The 21,093-nt window shown below is 50.3% G+C and carries 20 protein-coding genes; 6 read left to right on the forward strand and 14 right to left on the reverse strand.

From position 1 onward, the window contains the following. Positions 1-73 precede the first annotated feature (73 nt). Together HWI92_RS09485 and HWI92_RS09490 are read right to left on the reverse strand one after the other, a co-directional pair. Positions 74-697 (reverse strand): alpha/beta hydrolase, encoded by a 624-nt coding sequence (locus HWI92_RS09485; RefSeq protein WP_204663108.1) that lies wholly within the window; start codon positions 695-697, stop codon positions 74-76. Positions 698-704: 7 nt separating this feature from the next. Beyond that, the gene (locus tag HWI92_RS09490; protein ID WP_204663110.1) at positions 705-1,643 is read right to left on the reverse strand and encodes a ring-cleaving dioxygenase; all 939 of its coding nucleotides are present in this window, start codon (positions 1,641-1,643) and stop codon (positions 705-707) included. Positions 1,644-1,865: 222 nt separating this feature from the next. Here HWI92_RS09490 and HWI92_RS09495 point away from each other — a divergent pair, with 222 nt between their 5' ends. Further along, positions 1,866-3,866, forward strand: a complete 2,001-nt coding sequence (locus HWI92_RS09495; protein WP_204663112.1) for a T9SS type A sorting domain-containing protein — start codon at positions 1,866-1,868, stop codon at positions 3,864-3,866. Between the two features lie 194 nt (positions 3,867-4,060). After that, positions 4,061-4,402, forward strand: coding sequence for a bacillithiol system redox-active protein YtxJ (gene ytxJ / locus HWI92_RS09500; protein ID WP_204663114.1), 342 nt, complete (start codon positions 4,061-4,063; stop codon positions 4,400-4,402). A gap of 82 nt (positions 4,403-4,484) precedes the next feature. Here the strand turns inward: ytxJ and HWI92_RS09505 are convergent, their stop codons facing one another. Further along, the gene (locus HWI92_RS09505; RefSeq protein ID WP_204663116.1) at positions 4,485-6,095 is read right to left on the reverse strand and encodes an aminotransferase class V-fold PLP-dependent enzyme; all 1,611 of its coding nucleotides are present in this window, start codon (positions 6,093-6,095) and stop codon (positions 4,485-4,487) included. Positions 6,096-6,578: 483 nt separating this feature from the next. On the opposite strand from HWI92_RS09505, the gene HWI92_RS09510 reads away from it, so the two are divergent. From HWI92_RS09510 to HWI92_RS09520, 3 genes are all read left to right on the forward strand, one after another. Next, positions 6,579-7,952, forward strand: a complete 1,374-nt coding sequence (locus tag HWI92_RS09510) for a sensor histidine kinase (protein WP_204663118.1) — start codon at positions 6,579-6,581, stop codon at positions 7,950-7,952. A 49-nt stretch (positions 7,953-8,001) separates the two neighbouring features. After that, positions 8,002-8,760, forward strand: a complete 759-nt coding sequence (locus HWI92_RS09515) for a DeoR/GlpR family DNA-binding transcription regulator (RefSeq protein WP_204663120.1) — start codon at positions 8,002-8,004, stop codon at positions 8,758-8,760. Positions 8,761-8,894: 134 nt separating this feature from the next. After that, entirely contained in the window at positions 8,895-9,365 is a 471-nt protein-coding gene (locus HWI92_RS09520; protein WP_204663122.1) for a heme-binding beta-barrel domain-containing protein, read from the forward strand. Positions 9,366-9,428: 63 nt separating this feature from the next. On the opposite strand, the gene HWI92_RS25305 is transcribed toward HWI92_RS09520, so the two are convergent. From HWI92_RS25305 to HWI92_RS09565, 10 genes are all read right to left on the reverse strand, one after another. Then, complete coding sequence (locus HWI92_RS25305) at positions 9,429-9,854, reverse strand: DUF4097 family beta strand repeat-containing protein (protein ID WP_229249242.1); 426 nt, start codon at positions 9,852-9,854, stop codon at positions 9,429-9,431. Further along, positions 9,855-10,145 (reverse strand): hypothetical protein, encoded by a 291-nt coding sequence (locus tag HWI92_RS25310; protein WP_229249244.1) that lies wholly within the window; start codon positions 10,143-10,145, stop codon positions 9,855-9,857. Between the two features lie 7 nt (positions 10,146-10,152). Next, positions 10,153-10,935: a DUF4097 family beta strand repeat-containing protein gene (locus HWI92_RS09530; protein WP_204663124.1), complete on the reverse strand. Its 783-nt coding sequence runs from the start codon at positions 10,933-10,935 to the stop codon at positions 10,153-10,155. A gap of 36 nt (positions 10,936-10,971) precedes the next feature. Further along, positions 10,972-11,733 (reverse strand): HEAT repeat domain-containing protein, encoded by a 762-nt coding sequence (locus tag HWI92_RS09535; RefSeq protein WP_204663126.1) that lies wholly within the window; start codon positions 11,731-11,733, stop codon positions 10,972-10,974. After that, a complete protein-coding gene (locus HWI92_RS09540) occupies positions 11,717-12,235 on the reverse strand; it encodes a GFO_1088 family ECF-type sigma factor (RefSeq protein ID WP_204663128.1) in 519 nt (172 codons plus the stop codon). Before HWI92_RS09540 ends, HWI92_RS09535 begins: the two co-directional genes overlap by 17 nt. 209 nt (positions 12,236-12,444) lie before the next feature. Next, positions 12,445-14,079: a hypothetical protein gene (locus HWI92_RS09545; RefSeq protein ID WP_204663130.1), complete on the reverse strand. Its 1,635-nt coding sequence runs from the start codon at positions 14,077-14,079 to the stop codon at positions 12,445-12,447. A gap of 16 nt (positions 14,080-14,095) precedes the next feature. Beyond that, positions 14,096-15,784, reverse strand: a complete 1,689-nt coding sequence (locus HWI92_RS09550) for a hypothetical protein (protein WP_310589528.1) — start codon at positions 15,782-15,784, stop codon at positions 14,096-14,098. A 481-nt stretch (positions 15,785-16,265) separates the two neighbouring features. Then, positions 16,266-17,387 (reverse strand): BatA domain-containing protein, encoded by a 1,122-nt coding sequence (locus HWI92_RS09555; RefSeq protein WP_204663135.1) that lies wholly within the window; start codon positions 17,385-17,387, stop codon positions 16,266-16,268. Then, the gene (locus HWI92_RS09560) at positions 17,387-18,283 is read right to left on the reverse strand and encodes a DUF58 domain-containing protein (RefSeq protein ID WP_204663137.1); all 897 of its coding nucleotides are present in this window, start codon (positions 18,281-18,283) and stop codon (positions 17,387-17,389) included. The genes HWI92_RS09555 and HWI92_RS09560 overlap by 1 nt, the downstream gene beginning before the upstream one ends. Beyond that, a complete protein-coding gene (locus HWI92_RS09565) occupies positions 18,283-19,272 on the reverse strand; it encodes an AAA family ATPase (RefSeq protein WP_204663139.1) in 990 nt (329 codons plus the stop codon). Before HWI92_RS09565 ends, HWI92_RS09560 begins: the two co-directional genes overlap by 1 nt. 705 nt (positions 19,273-19,977) lie before the next feature. On the opposite strand from HWI92_RS09565, the gene HWI92_RS09570 reads away from it, so the two are divergent. Then, a complete protein-coding gene (locus HWI92_RS09570; protein ID WP_204663141.1) occupies positions 19,978-20,124 on the forward strand; it encodes a hypothetical protein in 147 nt (48 codons plus the stop codon). A 349-nt stretch (positions 20,125-20,473) separates the two neighbouring features. Here the strand turns inward: HWI92_RS09570 and HWI92_RS09575 are convergent, their stop codons facing one another. Next, positions 20,474-21,091, reverse strand: a complete 618-nt coding sequence (locus tag HWI92_RS09575; protein ID WP_204663143.1) for a DUF4159 domain-containing protein — start codon at positions 21,089-21,091, stop codon at positions 20,474-20,476. Between the last annotated feature and the right edge of the window lie 2 nt (positions 21,092-21,093).

Raw genomic sequence — 21,093 nt, forward strand, 5'->3', positions numbered from 1 at the left:
GTACTTCGTATGCCTTTAAAGGTACAAAATACTATTTTCCGACAGAAACCGGCTTTCAGACCAGCGTTGCTGCTTACGCAAGGATATGTGTATTGGCCAGCCTGATCTCCTCCGCCGAGATATTATGGGGACGTCCGGGATAGATCGCATAAGTTACAAATGCATTCAGCCTCTCCAGCACAGCGACACTTTCCTTTACCCGGCTTACCGGAACATGCGGGTCGGGATCGCCGGTGGAAATAAATACCGGAGTACCGGCAAAATCACCTGTGTAACGCTCCTCGACGAGCTGCTCGCCGATGAGCCCGCCGGTAAGCGCAATCACTCCTCCGTAGCGCTGCGCGTGACGTGCGACATATTCCAGCGTCAGACAGGCTCCCTGCGAAAAACCGGCAAAGTAAATGTTGCTCTGCTCAATGCCGGCAGCTTCCACATCCTTTACCACCTGCTCAATAACCGAAACAGCCGAATCAAGCGCGGGCTGGTTCTGGCTTTCTGGTGCCATGAAGCTGTACGGATACCAGCTGCTGTTATTGGCCTGAGGTGCTACAATCGCCATCTTTTCAAGATGCAGGAGCTTGTTGAGCGAGATAATATCCCGGGCAGACCCGCCCCGGCCGTGCAGCATCACAATAGCCTTTTCGGCTTCTGCGAGCGGCACGCCTGAGGTAATCACCTGTTTGGTGTGGGTGTACATAGTAGTTTTAATTTAATTTTGGTAAAACCTGCTCAATCTGTGTGCGATGTGCTTCGTATTGTGCGGGCAGCATCAGTCCCGATCCCAGATTTTCAACTGTTTCGTCCACTGCGAATCCGGGGTTATCGCTGGCTATCTCAAAAAGTACGCCGCCCGGCTCACGGAAGTACAGGGAATAGAAATAATTCCGGTCGATCTTCTCTGTAATCTGGTGACCTGCTTCGATCACTTTTTTACGAAAATACATCAGTACATCTTCATTGGCTACCCTGAATGCCACGTGGTGTACCGAGCCTCCTGCAACATGTCCTGCTCTTTCTCCAGGCACCTCCACCAGGTCCACGATGTTCGCATTTTCCACAGCATCAGTCACATAGCGGTAGCGGTTCACGTGCTGTTCCAGCAATTTATATCCGAAAATTTCCGTCAGGATCTTTGCGGTAGCCTCTATGGCATTGCTGGTGATCGTAATGTTGTGAAAACCCCGTGTTGCAAATTCAAAAGGTACTTCATCCGTCTCCCAGGGTGTGCGGTTGTCGGTTTTTTTGGCGACTGTCAATTCAAGCTTCAATCCGTGGGGATCCAGGACGGTCAGGTACTGCTCACCGAACTTTTCAGCTACTTTATTGTAAGTCACGCGGTTTGCATCCATTCTTTTCAGCCAGAAATCAAGGCTGCCTTCGGGTACTGAATATCCGATTTCAGTGGCTTGTCTGCTGCCCCTGCGACCGGCGGGAATTTGTCCTCCCCAGGGAAAAAAGGTGAGGATGGTTCCGGGCGTCCCGTTTTTGTCACCATAGTAAAAGTGATATGTATTGGGATCGTCAAAGTTGACCGTTTTTTTCACCATTCTCAGACCCATGACACGGGTGTAGAAATCGTAATTTCTTTTTGCGTCACCGGCAATTGCTGTAATGTGGTGGATCCCGTTGATTGTATTTTCCATGATCTTGAAAGTTTATGTTTGCTTTTGATAGTACAAATGTAGCCTCCTGCCCAGGGTCATTTCATTGAACTAGGACAAGAAAAACAAAGCTGCTGTAAGCCGGCAGATAATTGCGACAGCCGCTGGATCATCGTGCCGGCCCCTCCTGAGCGATAATCTCCATATTCCGGCTTCGGGTGCCTGCCTCGCTTGCACCGCCCTGTTCAAACTATACACAACTATATGGTTCCACATCTGCTAATCAGGCACTTGCTTGTCCTGGCATTTATTTTTTCAAACTTATGGCATGTCCTGGCCCAGATTACCATCACCTACCCTGCCGACCGGGCTGTTTTTCAGCGAAACAACAGCAATGAGGCCCAGCTGTACGTCGCGGGGTATGTAACCGAAATGTTTGATAAAATAGAGGTACGTCTTACCCCTCTGGTTGCTGGTGAAGGTCAGGCAGTGCCTGCGGGTGGCGGCTGGCAGCTTTTGGATGCACAGGTGACATGCGGACAGTTTTACGGCAGTATTAATGCAAAAGGCGGCTGGTACAAGCTGGAAGTGCAGGGCATCCGGGCCGGCAGTCAGCCTAAGGTTGCTTCACTGGCACACGTGGGCCTCGGGGAGGTTTTTGTAGTAGCCGGGCAGTCCAATGCTACCGGGGGTGATGCCAATCCCAATGGTCCGGGTGCAAAGCACGACCAGGTGAATAGTGTCGATTTTCAGAATTACAATGCAGCCAGCCAAAGCATTGCGCCGTATGCCAGTGTACAGCTCCCGTGCCCGCAGTTTGTCCATCTGGATGCCGGTGTAAAAACTGCACCTTTCGGAAACTATGCATGGTGCTGGGGCGCTTTCGGGGATCAGCTTTATGAAAAGCTGCATGTTCCCGTCATGATCTTCAATGCAGGCTGGTCCAGTACCGGAATTGACAACTGGTTTGAGTCTGTGGATCCTGCCAAAGCACCCGTCAGCGCATTCGGGTACGTATTTCCCGCAGGAATGCCTTTCGGGCATTTGCGGCTTGCACTGAATTACTATGTGGCCCAGCTCGGCATACGCGCAGTCCTCTGGCATCAGGGCGAAACCGACAATTACCTTGAACAACCAGGAGACGATACATTCACCCGGTACGCTTCGCGCCTCTCGGGTGTTATTCAGGCCACCAGAAATCTTACGGGCAAAACTGACCTGGCCTGGATGGTAGCGCGGGCATCCCGGTTTACCGTCAATGGTGTCAACAGAGTTTCTGCGAATGTCATTGCGGCGCAGAATGAGGTGATCAGCAACAATGCGCTTTATCCTCACGTTTATCCCGGTCCGGATACCGATCCTTATTTCAGTATTGATTACCGCGCAGACCAGGTTCATTTCCGTGGCGATGGGGTAACTCCTTCCGCAGACGGAAAGGTGTATGCAGGCCTCGTTTCACTCGCCCAGTTCTGGTCCGATCGCGTGGATGCTGCATTTCTTTCACAGTCTGTTCCCTATGCCGCTACCCCTCCTCCTCTCGTCAATGCAGTTGCTGCGCCTCCTGCCGAAGTTACCTTTCAGGCACCGGCGGGGTCTGCGGGCACAAAGTATGCTTGGCTGAGTGAGGTGGAATGCAATACCCCATTGTCGGCCAATCCGGAGTTCAAGGCAGGAGCCGGACATTATAAATTGCGCATGACGGACGCAAAAGGCAACGTGGTTTTTTCACCTGCGCTGAACGTTGATGGGAATGCATTGCCTGTTATTATGGAATACTTTTATGCACAGGCAGATGCAGATAACCGGGTGACACTGCATTGGGCCACGAGTGCTGAAATCAATGCAGCCTACTTTGAAATTGAGCGGAGCCGGGATGCTGTACATTACAGCACGGTTGCCACGGAGCGGGCCTGGGGAAATACCAGCTGCCTGCATGCCTATACTGCCACTGATGAGCCACTGGAGCCTGGCATTTATTACTATCGCCTCAGACAATGGGATCTGGACGGCACTTCACATTTGAGCCGGATTACCAGTCTGCATATTGGCGGCGCGGAACCCCAGGTTTACCCCAACCCGGTCACAGACCAGCTTACCATCAGTGCTGCGCATAGTCTCCGGAAAGTCGTTATCCGGGATGCATCGGGCCGGGAAGTTTTTTCCGCTGACTCAGCCGGGAAGGTAATGGTTGTGGATGTAAGCCGCCTCCCCGCAGGGCTGTATATTGTTGAAGCGGTTGATAAACGGGTGCAAATTCTAAAATAGCAGGGAACCTGAGATACTGTCATATTTCCTTTGTTTATCGACTTTAAATCACCTTCATGCTCAACGAAGTGCCTTAATTTACCGGCTCAATATCGACAGCATACATGGTTTTGAATGCCCGGCTGGAATGAAAATAGCTAGATTGCGTGTTATAGAAACTTAACCGCGAAACAGGAATTAAACCAGCAGTGCATATGAATTGGATTACAATCAACACGGAGGAGGAAGTTAAGCAGATAACCCAGTCACAGGATATCGCTTTGATATACAAACACAGCCCACGCTGCATGACCAGCCTCATGGCGTACCGTCAGCTTAAATCGGAGGTGAGTGCCGCGCTGGATATTGATGTACCACTCTACATTGTGGACGTAATTAAGAACCGGAGAGAGTCAATGGCAATTGCCGAAAGCTTCCGGGTGGAACATCAGTCGCCCCAGCTGCTGGTTGTACAAAACGGAAAGTGCCTTTTTAATGCTTCACATGAGGCTATTACGCTGGAAGACACACTCCAGTTTTTGCAAAAACCGGCCTGATCAGACCCGGCTCATGCTGCGCAAAACAAAAAAAAAGGGAAGCCGGCTGGCTTCCCTTTTGCATGTTATATGAATGCCATCATCAGGTCGCGAGTGGCGGACCGGATGGAATCATGATCTTTTCCCGCTTCATTTCAAACTTGTAGCGTTTGGCGGTAAACTTGGCCGTCATGTACTCGCCCATGTAAATGGATCCGGTCATCGTATCATCCTTGACAGTACCTGAAAACAGGAAAGTAATCCAGTCAGCAGGATGGCGGTCCACGCTGCGCATTTTGAATTCATTTCCCTCGACGGTTCCCTGCAGTTCCCTTACGCTGAGTTCGCCCTTGTGCGTACCGCTCAGCCAGTTACCATCCTGCTCAATGATCAGCGTTTGCTTGCTGGCGCTGGAGAAAAACTCCACGGTAGCTTCCCAATGCCCTTTCAATGATACGGTGGCTTCGGCCATTTCTGCCTTTTTAGGGGTGCGCTTCTGAGAGAGTACTTCAAAAAGCCTGTCTGCAACCACCTTCTCGTCTCCCGGCTGCATCTGACCGGTTGTGATAGAAACAAATGTACTGCCCTCGTCGCTGCCGCCGCCCAGTGCAATGCGCGGTTTGGTACGACCAAAAAGCTCGGCGATTTCCTCACCTGTGATGTGCAGCTTTGCCGGATCCCAGGATACTTTTAGCTGCGGGGTACGATTAGAAAGATCAGTAGGCTCTATCACCTTTGTTTTCACAGATTCAACCGCATTTACGCGCTTGGAAATGCTGTCGAGCCAGGTCAGCCACCTTTTCCACTCTCCTTTATGGTCACGTTTGGTCCAGGCTTCTACGGCTGCCACCATTCCCATCGTTTCTTCACGGCCTACCTTATTGTCGCGTCCGGGACCGTGGTGCGGAGCACTGGCCTGCCAGGCAGACATCAACAAATCCTTGCGGCCCAGTACCAAACCTGCACACTGAGGCCCGCAAATGGCTTTTCCTCCACTGTACACCACCACATCGGCTCCCAGTTTCAGGTGAACGTTCGGAATGGTCAGGTCCTCCGCCGCGGCGTCTATCAGGATGGGTATGTTCTTGGGTTTTGCAATTTTCGAAATTGCTTCCAGCGACATAGGCCCGCTCATCGACTCGCTGCCTGCCATCAGGTAAATCATCGCAGTTCGGGAGCTCATCGCATTGCGTAGCTCTTCAATGGTTTCAACAGTTACAATCTTCACCCCTACGTTGCGCAGCGAGTGGTCGTAAACGTTGCGGGAGTAAGCCGGTATGATCACTTCGGTCTTGTCAAAACCGGTCAGATCGGGCACCCTGATCAGCTTTTCGGGATTGCCGCCGGTCACACAGGCTACGGTGACGTGCTTCATACCAGCTGCACAACCCGATGATACGAGGCCCCACTCGGCGCCGGTAAGCTCGGCAAGGCGCTGGCCGGCACCATAAGCCAGCTCATCATACTGCACAAATACCTGCGCTGCTGCGTCCATCGCCGCCCTTACTTCCGGCCTTTCAATGGATCCGCCAATGATCGTGAAAGTTCCGCGGCAGTTGATGATCGGCTCTACTCCGATAGATTGGTACAGCTGCTTGCCGGCTGCGCTGTCGACCACGGCGGCAGTTGTTTCGGGTGCCTGGTTTTTGGGGACCATCGCGCTTCCCGCCAGCGGGAGAAGGGACAAATCCCTGATGGCATCTCTTCGTTTCATTTTCTTCAAATTATATTAAATAAACGTATCTGCAACTGTAAGTCACCGGTATGCCACAAGCCGGTATGCTGTTTTACCGGGCTTCAAGACTTTAAAAATAATATTTTGGATTTAATAAATAGTGTAGCGTAATATATCGTGCAGAGAAGCAAAAGACAGGCGAGTTTAACATTAAATAGACTCTAAACCAAATTTGGGGACAGCTGATAATTATGATAAATATTTCAATCAAAGGATAGTCTTTATACTACAAAGCTGAGTTTGTTAGTACTAGGGACAAAGGTCAGCGGGGCGATTATTGAAATGGGTACGCGGCTGTGTAAGACAACTTGCCGAAACATTTTTCCAAAGAAATTAGACTTATTTGGAGCTGCTGTCGCATTAAGTTAAACATGATGTAACTATTATTGTCCTAGTATTTACTCACAACTCGTTGAAATAAATCAGATTGCTATTATATTTATAAGTCAAAAAGAAAACACGTTGCCTTCCACTTCCAAACGCTCTGCATTTCTGGCCCGGCTTACCGGACGCCCCTCCCAGTTTCCGTTAAGCGCCCGCATTTTTCACTCCGTGTGCCTTATATCAATCCTGGCATTGGGCTATAATGTCCCTTTCAACTATGCCATCGGTTTGCCGTACATTGCGCTTGCCAGCTTTGTCATGTTTGTGGGAAGTTGTGGCTTGTACTACTTTTCCCGCTTCCGGCACAAGGTGACTGAAAGCGTTTTTATCCTCAATGCCATGGGGCTGGCGCTTTTTACCCTTAATTTTTTCCTGAATTCCGGCCACAGCGGGCCCAATGACCTGTTTTTTCTGCTCCTGCTGCTGCTGAGCATCAGTATCAGCCCGCCGAGACAGTACAAGGTGTGGGTACCGCTCAACATGCTGACAGTCCTTGCGCTGCATATCTTTGAATATTTTTATCCTGAACTCGTTCCCGACAGCTACACGGGACGTGAAAGCCAGCTGATTGACGGACTGTCGGCCTATGTGGTCATTGCGCTGACTGCTTTTTTATGCATGTACTTTATCCGGAAAAGCTACGATCGTGAGCGGCAGTCGGCGGTTGAAAAGTCGGGCGCAATCACGAAAAAAAACCAGCAGATCACCATTCAGAATCAGGAATTGCTGCGGCTGAACAGTGAGAAAAACAAGCTGATGTCCATCGTAGCCCATGACCTGCGCGCGCCGCTGAGCAGTATTCAAAACTTCCTGGAACTCCTTACCGACTATGACCTGGATTTTGATAAAAGACTGGAAATAGAAGGGAACTTGCTGGATTCTACCCGTGACACCCTGCAAATGCTCACCAAGCTTCTGGACTGGTCCAAATCGCAGATATACGGAGTGGTGCCACGTCCGAAGTACCTGAGCCTGCAGGCGCTGCTGGCTCCGACCATCCGCATTGAGGAAGGTATTGCCACCCGGAAAAACATCAGGCTGGATTACATCATTGATCCGGAAGCCATGCTTTTTGCCGATTCTGAAATGACGCAGGTCGTGTTTCGTAACCTGATCAGCAATGCAATCAAGTTTACGCCGGCGGGCGGTACGATTACCATTCGCTCAGAGGCACAAAACGTAGCCCAAAGTACGGGCGATGAATGCGTGATCAGTATCCGCGACAATGGGATCGGGATCTCGAAAGAGCGTCAGCAGGAGATTTTTTCACTCAATGTACAATCAACCTACGGCACCAGGCAGGAAAAGGGCGTCGGGCTCGGACTATTGTTGTGTATGGAGTTTGTGACTGCGCAAAATGGCAAGATCTGGTTTGAAAGTACGCACGAACATGGCACCTGCTTCTTTATTGCCCTGCCTTCCCATAGTGCCGAGCCTGTGGCCGCAGCCTGAGAATGGCTGATTGTTTTTGCTTACATTTGATCAAAATGTGGCGACAAGCATGAACTTTCAGGAAAGAAAAAAGCTGATCCTTGCAGCAATCCGGCAAGCCGGCAGTCTTACGGTATTTCAGCTGGCCGAAAAGCTCGGAACCTCTACGGCTACCATCCGCCGCGATCTTCACGATATTTCTGCGGAAGGCCTGCTCTTACGCACCCACGGCGGCGCCATGCAGCCCGACATGCAGCCACTCACCGCATTTATAGAAAAGGCCGGTGTACGCGATAGTGAAAAAGACCGGATTGCCAGGCTGGCAGCCGGTTTTGTACAGGAAGGCGACACCCTGTTTCTGGATTGTGGAAGTACGGTGTACAAAATGTGCAGGTACCTGAAAGGGGTGGACAATATACGCATTGTGACCAATTCCATACCCGTTCTGGCCGCCTTTGTGGATGCGCCGGGCATTCAGATCAACCTGGTTGGTGGCGAAATTGATAAAAAAAGACTGGCTGCGCATGGTTTGAAGGCAATTGAACATATCAGCAGCTACCACGCCGACAAAGCCTTTATCGGTGTGGACGGAATCTCGCCCGAAACCGGTTTAACGGCTCACAGTGAGCATGAAGCATCCATTACCTCCGCCTTTATCGCTCATGCCCGGGAGAACTTTCTACTTTGTGACTCGTCCAAGATCGGGCGCGACAGTTACCTCCGGTTTGCAGGAGTTGAAGTCATCACAACGTTAGTTACTGACAGTGAAGCAGATGTAACCAGCAGGCAACATCTGACAGAAAAAGGCGTGCGTATCCTTCTTGCCTGACCAGCTTTAACAGGCTGAACCTTACCCGTCACAGGCAACTTTCCAGGCACACTTCTTGTCCCGGTTGTGGTGATTAAAAATTCCTTTCTGCTGCGCTGCATCCCACTTGCAGCTGCCCGCAGATAAAAATTTCTATGGACATCAGAACAGATACCCTGAAAAAACTCCAGAAGCTTACGGGCACCTGGGTTGGGAAGGCAAGTGGCTACATTCGGTCTGCCGACCGGAATACGGTAGCCGAAAAACTCACATTCGAGATCATCAGCCGTCCTACGGTGATAAAGTACGTACAGAAATCGCTGAAACAGGGGAATGTTCCGACCGATACCGAGTGCGGCTACCTCTACATCCAGGAAGATGGCACCCTGCACATCAACAATGCCGGTTTCAGCGGAAGAGTGGAAGTACTGACCGGCCGTATTTTTCTGCGGAACAACAAGTACGCGATTGAGCTTGCAAGCGTTCAGCACCAGAATGACGACCGGATTATCCGCACAAAAAGGGAGATACTGTTTGACAATGATAAGCTGACTTACAAGGTTTTTATCCAAACCCGCACCCGCGATCTATACCAGGTGAAGGAAGCAGTGTTGTACCGGGATTAGCAGCCATATTTCATACAAAAAGCGCTGACATCAACGCCCGCGCGTTTTGTATGCCGCTCCTGCTTATTTTTTCTTTCGCAGGTAAATATCATTGCTGATTGATTCCAGCCGCAATTCGGGCCCTCCGCCCTGGAATTTCCCTTCCAGCTGGTAACCTACCATCGGATGCGCCTGCTTCTCGCTGGTGAGCGCCAGGTCGAGGTCGGTATACACCTCGCCCGTAATCGTTTTCATGGTCACATTGGCACCTGTGGCATGTGGCCAGCTCATGTCTACATAGCCGCTGATCGTCTTGGCACTTACGGTTGATGTTCCGCCTTCAATGTCAATGTTGCCGTCGATGGTTTCGAGCTGCAACTTTGCTTTTCTTGGCAGGAATACCTGGTAGTTGATCTCCTTGCATAAATAATATTTTTCCCCACGGTCACTGTTGCTCCACGAGCTGTGCTTGTCGCCCGGACAATCTTCAACCCTGCCCTTTTTTATCAACTACTGATCAAAGTCAACGGCCAGTCCTACCTCGTCACCTCCGGTTTTCTCGGTCACAAGGAGCGCTTCATTAAGTTTGTTGCTGTTGATCACGGCGCTGATCTTTACATATACTTCCGGCTTGTCCCAGTAACGTACACGGATACTGTCGGCAAATTTCAGGTTCAGGTTCGCTGTTTGTCCTTCTTTGTAGGGCAAATGTTTTTCAATGATGCGCTGGGCGGAGGCTGCGCTTCCCACAGTGGCAAGCAATGCAAGGATCAGGATTTTTTTCATGGCTGTCAGATGCATATCGAGTTTATTTTTTACGGATATAGATATTGCTGCTGATCGTGTTGAGCGTAAACTCCACGCCGCCCCCGTTCACAGTACCCTCAATGTTGCTTCCACCTCCTACCTTCGACAATCCGCCAGCCGGGCTCTTTTTGCCGAGGTCAAAATCCGTATACATTTCTCCATTAATCGAGCGAAGTTTCATATCGGCTTTGGTTGCGGCCGGCAGCGTCACATCCACCTCCCCGCTGATCACTGAAATGGAAGTTGGTTTGGCCTGGCTCAGACTGGAAAAAACAACATCCACACTGCCGCTTGTCGAATTTGCCACGACTGGGCCCGTCACATTGGTCAGTACAATATCAGATCCGTTTGTTTTCACTTCCAGGTCACCGTCCATATCCGCGATCGTGATTTTGCCGCCCTGCCAGTTCACCTCCTGGTATAGTACCGCTACATTTTTGGGGAGCTTCAAAGTGTATTTGATCTCTTTCCTGGCCACCTTTTCGATCCGCAGGCCGCCGGCGTCCGGTGTTACCGACAGTCCGATGCCGGTATTATCCACCCCGCTTTGGTAGAGTGGCTTTAAGCCTTTTGCCCGCTCAGGTAGCGCAGGTGAACCGGATGACGCCTGGATAACCATTTCGTCACTGTTGTGGCCCTCAATCCTGATCGTGCTGGCCGCCATTTCAATGATTACTTTTTTGTCTTTCAGATTGCCCAGCTTCGTCTTGTATTCCAGGCTTTGGGCCTGCAACCTGGTCAGGCACAGCAAGCCTACCATACTTGCGAGAAGTACTTTTTTCATGGTTTTCAAAATGATTATAGATTGTATTTTTAAATACTAAACATCCGCAGCATCCAGCTCTCCGAGGCCGAACTCGGCTCTCGACCGTACTGCTTCCAGCACCTCCTTGTTGTGCATGATCTGCCTGAACTGATCTGCGGCCCGTTTTTCCTTGATCGATACCAGCGCCTCAATCAGCGAAATCTGGACATTCGGATCCGTTTGGATGGACAGTGACTGCATGAGTGCCTCCTTCACGCCGGGCTCGTTCTGAAAATGAAGGAGCGCCTGGCAGGCTGCAAGCCGTACATTCACATTCGGATCAAAATTGAGCGTATTGGTCAGTGTCTGAGTAATTTGCTGATCAGCCTGTGTCAGTCCGTAGGCCTGATTTACAGCCTGTATCCGTTCGCTGGCGGAGGTCTTGCTAACCTGTTCAAAGGCAAGTACATTCCGGATTGCAGAGGCAGGAGCATGTACGCCATCAGCTGCCTGCCCCCTGTTATTTTTCACAAACCATCCTCCCGCAAAGCCGACCAGCAGCAATGCAAAACCAGCCGCAATGCGGATCAGCCAGCTGCCGAACCTCCGTACGGGAGTCTGCCGCGGAGGATCCAGCAGCAAGGCAAGTTCATTGCTGAAGGTGCGTGAAGGATGCTCGTTTCTCGCATCGGTAAAGTAGACGAATTGTGCCGCATGGCTCTGTAAATGCATAGGTATCGGTTCATTCTGGAAAAACCTTTTCAGCTCCCGCTCCTCTTCCACCGTGGTTTCGCCCTCATAATATTTCGTGAGTAATTCCTCAATATCCTCTTTCATAGTCATTTACTTTAAGATACCCTTCCCGCAGCTTCTGCCTGGCGCGGGATAAAATCGTCCGGATATTCGCATTGCTCAGTCCGGTCAGCTGCTCGATCTCCTCAAAAGAATACTCCTCTACATCGCGCAGGTGCAGCACCAGCCGGTGTTGCTCCGGAAGCCCGTCGATGAGCCGGTGGATCAGCGCAGAACTGTCTGCCATTTCCATTTGCCTGTCCGGTGCGGTTGTACCGGCCTGTATATCTGATACGTCGGCATTGTCCTGCATCGTCCGGAACCGTCCCGATTTCAGGCGATCCAGACAGAGATTTTTCGTCATTTGAATGGCGAGTGCCTCCACGCTCTGGTAGGTTTCCAGTTGCTGGCGGTTGGACCACAGGCGCATCAGCACATCCTGAATGGCATCTTCCGCCTCCTCGCGGTTGCGAAGAAACATTTGGGCCAGTCTGAAAAGGCGCCCCTGTACGGGAAGAATGCGTTGCTTGAAGGCTTGTAAATCCATCTCAATGCAAAGACGAGCACGTCTTGCTTTTGTTACAGATTATTTGAAAAAGATATGTCAGCATGAAAACAGGTATGCTCCATGCATTTAGGCACATACAGAGAAGAGGGCATTGCACCGGTAAAATTGGCGAGCCAATTTGAGCCGAACGATAGCGCACTCAAACCTTTACTTTTAGTTTACTATAAAATGAAAGGCAGAGCACTGACTTAAAACTTCTCCTCAATCCACAAGGCAGCAAAGCATAGCATAAGCCAGGCAAACCAAAACCATCCCGGAATGGCTTGTCGGAATGTGCCGGCAACTTTTTGAACGGGTGAGTTTATTTTAAGGTCTGCACGATGATGCTCATAGTTCTGAACCAAAGCCGACATATCACTCACGCTCGTCCTGGCTCCGACAAAAACCTCCAAAGAGTCTCCCAAACTTGCCCAGCCTTCCTTTTCAGGAATATAAATGCCTTGCGCGGCCTGCGGGTTAATCAGGGATGAACGCATGAAGATCGTATCGCGATTCCAGCTGACCTGTTCAGGAAGTGTTTCAAAACCATTCAATTGAACGGAAGCAGGCGACCCTACCTGTACCGGCGATTCAACTTCTATATTCTTCGCCAGTGCGGGCCTGGTCACTACGAGTATGGCTTCCCAGATTTTGTCGTAAGTCAGGCTGTCTCCTGCCAGCTGCACGGGAAAGGTTTCGGCCAGCAAACTTGCACCTACCTTTCCAGTCGTCGTCTCAACCAGAACCGGGTACTGTGCCGCGCGTTCCTGATTGCCTGCTACTGAAAATTGGTAGGGTAATGCATTCAGCTCAGATGAAAGCCGGATCGTCTCTTCGTTTGAAATTTTCTCAGCCGCAAATTTTGTCCCGAGCGCGGCATTGATTACAGTAAGTTCAGCGGGAGGATTCGTCAGATTGATAAAGAGTACACTCTTGCCACTCGCAGCAGCCTTTTTCACGACCGGATTTTTCGCATTGGCAGGATCGGTCACGATCAGGTCCGGTGTCATAGCTTTATTGATATTGATATCCGCTTTCAGATCCTTCGAAAGTACCGCATCATACCGCACCGAATGCCCGTTTTTCCCAAGCCAGCCTGCCAGGCTACGACTTTCAAAGTCAGGACTATTCAGTAAGAACTGCACGCTCAGCGGCTCGGCCGGGCGTGCAAAAAACCGGAGCGTATCCACAACTTTTTCACTCACCAGCAACTCCACAGCAGTTCGCCCCTGCACGAAAGCGGGAACTGAAAACCTGAAATCCTGCATTCCAGCCTTCAAATCCAGGCTGTCCACCTTCCGGCTTCCATACTGCAATGCGATCCGCATATCACTGGCTGCGCTGATCCGGCCACGAACAACCTGCATTTCTCCTTTCCGCAACACGCCTTTCCAATGCAGGTCACGTACAGACCCATCTCTGAAATAGGGCACCCACCGCACGGTCGGTGGTACGGGCAATCTCGCCATTTTCCTTTTCAAATCCGGCCCGAAAGCCTGTCCCAGCATCACCAGCGTATCGACGGATGCATTTTCCAGATCTTCCATGGCAATCCGACCAGCAATGCTTAAACTATCCGCGACACGATCCGCGAATGTCGCAGGTACGTCGCCCCCCACCAGCAAAGCCGACCTGGATGCATGCGAGCGCAGCCAGTAAGGTTTTAGCATAAAGCCCAATACTGCAACCCAGAGCATCAAATTAAGTCCAAGACGCAGGACCGGCCTTTTTCCAAAACCCTTTCGAAAAACCAGCCACCAGAGCTGCATGCCCAGCAATGCCAAAGCCAGCGCCAGCAATACCTGATTCAATAAGTTGGTCCAGTCAAAATCCAGATAGATCATTTTTTCAATTGGGAAATCAGCGCAGCCTGCGCCGGAATGCGGCTTCAAGCTTTTGATCGCTGGAATAGGCCGGCCCGCTTTGCTGCGATTTGCCGGCATATCGGTAAAGTGCAGCTTTCAGCTCCCGGTTTTCTCCTGCTGACAGCGGACGTCCGCCCGCCAGCTTTTGCAGGGATGTAATGACGGGCCAGTTCTGCATTCCGCCATGCAACGGGCCACTGTCGATCAATCTTCCGCTCAGTAAGCCCGCGAGTTGCCGCATTTTTGAATGCCGGTTTTTGTCCGCTTTGGAGGGTTCCAGGTGACCCAGCATTTCACTTGCCAGCTGCTGCATGCGCTGATCTTTAAATATTTGTTCGGTAGACAACTCCTGGGAAAGGTCCTTCATTTCTCCTGTCAGACGCTTTTCCTGTTCCTTGATCGGAGGCGGATCGTAGCCGCTTTTTTTGACATACGCCCGTGCTTTTTGCTGGGCGGTTTTCAGGTATTCCAAAGCCTTATTTTCAAATGGAAGCGCTTTTTCGGGCTCGTACATCCGCAAATGCAGCTCCGACTGCCACATTTGTTCCAGTGCCATTTTCAACAGGCTGCGTGTCGATTGCTCGTAAAATGTATTCGTTTCCGCATCGTCATGCGCATGCGTGTACTGTTCCATGAGTGCTGCAAGCGGGTCCTCAGCCTCGCCGGCTTTATGCTCATTCCCATGATCATGCACGGGTTCTGCAATGCGCTGCTCGGCACCCTCGCCGCTGCCGTCGGAATGGTGGGTGAACGCATCCACCATATCGCCTTCCTCATGCTGCCCGCCGCCGATGCTGGTTTCAAACTCTTCGCCAAGGTATTGTCCGTACCGCAACCGCAGCACCTTCTGATCAAACCCGATTTCGTTTGAAGTGCTGTTAAACTCCTGTTTTGCAAGCTTTTTCCGCCGGGCAATCAGCTTTTCGGTATCAATGATAATCTGCCGCTGGCTGCGGAAATACTCCGGCACCAGGTTCACCGCCATCGTAGCCAGCTGTGATTCTTCAACCTGTGCAGTGTCCTTGTAAACCAGAAAGTAGGTGTCTGATTTGGAAAAGTTTGGCTCAGGCCGACGATTGTCTATGGCCGCCCAGTAATAATACAGCTCGTCCCCAGGGGCAAAATTCAGCTCATCCAAATGGATTGACTTGGTGAAATTTGCAGATTTAAAGTTGACAGAAAGCGGAAACTTCACCTCCCGGAACTTCACATTTTCTCCTGCGCCTCTTGCTACCGTAGCCACAATAAATGCCTGACTCACCACGAAATCATCTGCTATTCTGGCGGATATTTTGAGTGTCTTTTCGTCTTTAAGCAAATGGTATTGATACAACTCCTTTGAAGCAGGCTCAATTTTTGGCGCCAGGTCCGGAATTGCTTCCAACCTGTAAAAATCAGACTGGTGAATCAGGGAATCTTTCCAGAATGCTTTGATGGAATACAAACCCGAGCCGGCCAATTTATCAGCGTATTCAAATGCGGCATGTTGCCATTTGAAAGGCATTTCCTCGCCCCGACTATTTGCAAGACGGACCGTCACGTGTGCAGGTTGATCAAAATAAACGCGCCAGTGCAGGAGTGAACCAGCGATCGCTTTTACATTTAAGTCTTCTGATTCGGACTCAGGAATTTTTGTATAGGATGGAGGCGATATGCGGATTTTCGCGGCTTGCAAAGAAGGCACCTCACCCTTCGATTTTGATTTTATTTTTCCAGAAATTACCGAAATAATCTCTGGCGCATTATTCTGCTCATTTTTAAATTGAGGATAAACTGAATAAAATAAAACAGCAATTACTAATAGAATTACATAGCCTTTTAAATGGCTGTAAATTCGATAAAAAGGAAAATCAGGTGACGTGTCAGCCAAACGTTGTAATTGTAATTGTTCGGCCATATTCAGATGTTCCTTATCTAATAAGTGAAGACTGTATTCCGTACCTTCGTTATAATGATGAATAAGCGAAATAGCCTTCTGCTTTTTATTCTGATAAACTTTGGTAAAGACCAGCGCAAGAACCAGGGCAGCTATACCAAATATTATGCTCAACATTTCTGATCCGAGTGCTTTACAGATCAGGTACACGGACATTGATAAAAATACACCGCATAACAAATCAGCCACCAGTAAATGACGGGAAACCGAGCGGACTAATCTTTTTAGTTCAAGCATAGGCCGCAGCATTTTTGCGCAGGGCAAGCCAGCGTTCCACGATAAGCAGTATTAAAAACGGCAGGAATAACCACTTCGTAAACGCGTCCGCTTCTTCGCTGCGGGATTCGGCAACCTGCCTGAAACGGCTTCGGATCTGCTGTGTACTGGCCTGCATGGTCCGTTTGTCAAAGTGTTCATGCGAAATCAGCAATTCGCCCAGCCACTCCGGCAGCCGGCCCGTTTTCACCAGATCAGAAGTTTCAAAAAGGAGTGAATCGGGAAGAAAGTGAATATTTTGTTGTAAACCAACCCGTGCATTCCAGCCGGAAATAACATATTCTGATTTGCTGTTTATCGCGGATGGAAGCGAATCAGATAGAATAAAATCGTAAGTTTTATTTGCATTTGATACGGTATCAATTTTTAATTGAACAGAAAAAACTTCACTGAATGCATTCCATGCTGCAAATACAGTTTGTTGTTCTCGGCTATTTTTATAGTTGACCAGAATTTCAGGGCTTAGCTTACGATCAGCAAACATTTCTCTTAATTCTGGAAATCTGACTTTTTTATTTCTATCAAATAACCACAATTCAAATGGTGCCTGTGTAATAATCTGAGGTCCCATCAGAATGCTTTGATCATTGGTTAAATAAAACCTTAGGCTATCCTGTGAAGTAACCTCCTCATTGATTATTTGCTGCAAATACGATTGTGTATTTTGTACAGAGGGTAAATCTGTAAGCGTTTCTATTTTTTTCGAATCGGGCGTAATCCAAATCATCTTTTCTCCCTTACGCATTGCATTTTCCAGCTCAAAACGAAAGTTGCTGACCAAATCTGCATCGGGTTCAACCAAATGAACTATCTGTTTCGCCTGTTGATTTCGTGCACTTTGAAGAAATGGTTTGGCAAGAATAAGACTGATCAGGATAATCAGTAAACAGCGGATCAGCAGGAGCAATATCTGGTGAAGCCGCAGTCCGCGATGCTGCAAAGCAACTTTTTCATTCAGCCAGCGCGATGCAGCCCAGGGCAGCGGCTGCGCTTTTTTCTGATGCCATAAATGGATCAAAACAGGTAGTGCAACTCCCATAATACCCCAAAGCCAGCCCGGTTGCAAAAACTCCATTACCCTTTTCTTTTGGTCAAAAATGCTTCTAATACCATGCCGATTGGCTCATTTAAGTTAACCCTGATCAGCTGCACATGCGGGATTTGTAATGCTTCCTTCAAATTCGCCAGGTATTTCGTCATTGAATCACGGAATGCATTCCGCACAGAGGCCGCATCCAGCTCTATTTCCCGGCCACTTTCCAGGTCTTTAAACCGGTACAATCCAGTAAGATTAAAATTTGACTCCTGTTCTCCCAGAATTTGAAAAATGATAACCTCACGGAATGGATTCGCCAGAGAACGGATCAATGCAAGCCACTCATCGTCCGTTTGCAGCAAGTCTCCTGCAAAAATCAGCTTCTCCTTTGTTTTGGTTTGCAGCTCGGAAAATTTCAGATGGGGCGGCGATTGCCAGGTGCCGCTCGCCTCCGCTTTTTCCAGACTGACCAGTATTTTTTGAAATGCCTGTCTCCCTGATGAGGCAGCGCCTGCCGCACTCAACGTTTGCACCCGGCCGTTTTTCAATCCATACAAACTCATCTGGTCATTCTGAATATAGCCCAGGTAAGCCAGCGAAGCGAGCAGGATTTGACTGTATTGCAACCGGCTTACACCATTTTCCGCATAATTCATCGAGCCGGACAGGTCCAGTAAAAACCGGATTTGCGTGTCACTTTCGGTGGAAGATTCGCGTACCAGATGTTTGTCGGTTCGTGCAAAAAGCTTCCAGTCGATCCGCTTGGGATCGTCACCGGGCTGGTAGTGCCGGTACTGCTCAAACTCAATCCCGATGCCCGACCGCTTGCTGGCATGAATGCCCAGCATCAGCTCCTCGCTCACGAGCTTTCCGACCAGTTGCAGGTTTTTGAGCTTGATCAGGTTGGAGGCTAAGAGGCCTGTTTGTACTGACATCAATTGATGGGTCCCAGGTCCGACAACAACATTTCAATGGCCTGGTCGGCTGTGATGTTCTCCGCTTCAGCCCGAAAGTTCATGGCAATGCGGTGGCGCAGGATCGGGAATGCCAGCGTACGGATATCTTCCGGTACCACCGAAAAACGGCCGTTCAAAACCGCCCGCGCCTTTGCACAAAGCACGAGCGCCTGCCCCGCCCGCGGACCAGCGCCCCAGTCGCACCATTCCCGGATAAACTCCGAGGGGCTCGTCTGCGGCCGCGATCCGCGCACCAGCTTGTTGATCCACACGATCAGTTCATCGCTGATATGTACCTCCCGCACCAGGCTCTGTATCTCTACCATATCGGTATCCGACAAGATCCGCTCAACTTTCGCGCGGAATGTCCCGGTCGTGCCTTTCAGCACTTCCAGCTCTTCATGTTCCTCCGGGTAACTCAGCTTGATATACAGCAAAAACCGGTCGAGCTGCGCCTCGGGCAGCGGATAAGTTCCGGCTTGCTCGATGGGGTTCTGCGTGGCGATGATCAGGAATGGATTCGGCAGCTCATAGTTGGTGCCGCCGTACGTGACACTTTTTTCCTGCATGGCTTCCAATAAGGCAGCCTGCGTCTTAGGTGGCGTACGGTTAATTTCGTCGGCCAATACTACATTTGCAAAGATGGGTCCACGGTTGAATTTAAAAAACTTTTTGCCGGTCTCATGATCCTCTTCCAGTATCTCCGTACCCACAATATCCCCCGGCATCAGGTCGGGTGTAAACTGCACGCGCTTGAAACTCATGTGCAGCGCTTCTGACATGGTTTTCACCATTAACGTCTTCGCCAGTCCAGGCACCCCCTCCAACAAACAATGCCCCGACGCCATCAAAGAAATCAGTATCTCATCAATCGCCTCCGTCTGCCCCACAATAACTTTGGCAATTTCCTTTTTCAGCAGCGGAAGCTTGGCAACGAGCGATTTATAGTGTTCTGGTGAAGTGTTCAATTTTGAATGATTGAATGACTGAATGATTGAATGACTGAATTACTGAATATTTGTCAAGTTGTTGCTTCTCAACTTGTCACCCTGAGCGGAGTCGAAGGGTCCCGGGCGACCATGTTTGCTGTTGGTTTGGTTGGCTTGCCACGGTGGCCCTTCGAGCGCCTGGCCTGCCGCATCTGCCCTTCGACTCCGCTCAGGGTGACAAGGGCATTAAACTTCACCTGACAACCCCTAACAATAAATGACCACCAATGACCACCAATGACACCCCCTGCCCTTCGACTGCCTGGTCTGCCGTGCTTCCCCTTCGACCACCTGGCTGCCGCATCTGCCCTTCGACTCCGCTCAGGGTGACAAGGGCATTAAACTTCACCTGACAACCCCTAACAATAAATGACCACCAATGACCACCAATGACACCCCCTGCCCTTCGACTGCCTGGTCTGCCGTGCTTCCCCTTCGACCACCTGGCTGCCGCATCTGCCCTTCGACTCCGCTCAGGGTGACAAGGGCATTAAACTTCACCTGACAACCCCTAACAATAAATGACCACAAATGACCACAAATGACGCCCCTGGCCTTTCGACTGCCTGGTCTGCCGTGCTTCCCCTTCCAACGCCTGGCCTGCCGCATCTGCCCTTCGACTCCGCTCAGGGTGACAAGGGCATTAAACTTCACTTAACAACCCCTAACAATAAATGACCACCAATGACCACCAATGACACCCCCCTGCCCTTCGAGTGCCTGGCCTTTGATGCTTCTTCTTCCAACGCCTGGCTGCCGCATCTGCCCTTCGACTCCGCTCAGGGTGACAAGGGCATTAAACTTCACCTGACAACCCTTCACAATAAATGACCACAAATGACCACCAATGACACCCCCTGCCCTTCGACTGCCTGGCCTGTGTTGCTTCCCCTTCGACCACCTGGCTGCCGCATCTGCCCTTCGACTCCGCTCAGGGTGACAAGGGCATTATATTACCCCTGACAACACCTGACCACCAATGACGCCCTCTGCCCCTTTGACTGCTTGGTCTGCCGTGCTTCCCTTTCGACCACCTGGGCGCCGCATCTGCCCTTCGACTCCGCTCAGGGTGACAAAGACATTATATTACCCCTGACAATACCTGACAATACCTGACCACCCCTGACCACAAATGACAATAAATGACCACCAATGACCAATGACTCCTTCCCTTCCCTCCTCACCCCATCAAAGCATAAACCACCACATTCACCCCAAACCTTGTATTATCCACGGCCAGAAACCGCTTGTTCCGGAAGTCGTAGTCCCATTCACAGCCGTAATCCTTGTTGCTGTACAGTACTCCAATGCGCCCGTTGATCGTAATCGCTTTGAGGTAGTCGTGGACGAGATCGTCGCCCCAGCCGTTCAGCTCGAAGGAGGTGGTGGGTGGGCCGTCTTCGAATTTGAAGAAGGAATGGTAAATGGGATGGTTATTGGGAATTTTTTGCAGGGCTTTGGGGCCGAAGGTGCGCTCCATTTCCTGCTCGAAGGATTTGGCAAACAGGCCGTCAATGTCGTGGTTGCAGTCGTCGACGAAGACAAAGCCGCCGTTTTCCACATACCTTTTAAAATGGTCGCGCTCCTGGCTTGAAAATTCGACCAGCTTGTGTCCGCTCAGGTAACAGAACGGACTTTTAAAAATCTCGTTGCTGATGAGCTGGACGATTTTCTCCTTCTCGTCGATCGGGATCGTGGTATACTCAACCAGCGAATGCAGCAAATTGGACGGCATGCGCTGGTCGGTATCCCAGTTTCCCGATGTGTATTGAATTCGTGTAAAAAAAAATGGCCTCAATA

This window comes from Dyadobacter sandarakinus (assembly GCF_016894445.1).
In the GTDB taxonomy this organism is placed as follows: Bacteria; Bacteroidota; Bacteroidia; order Cytophagales; family Spirosomataceae; genus Dyadobacter; species Dyadobacter sandarakinus.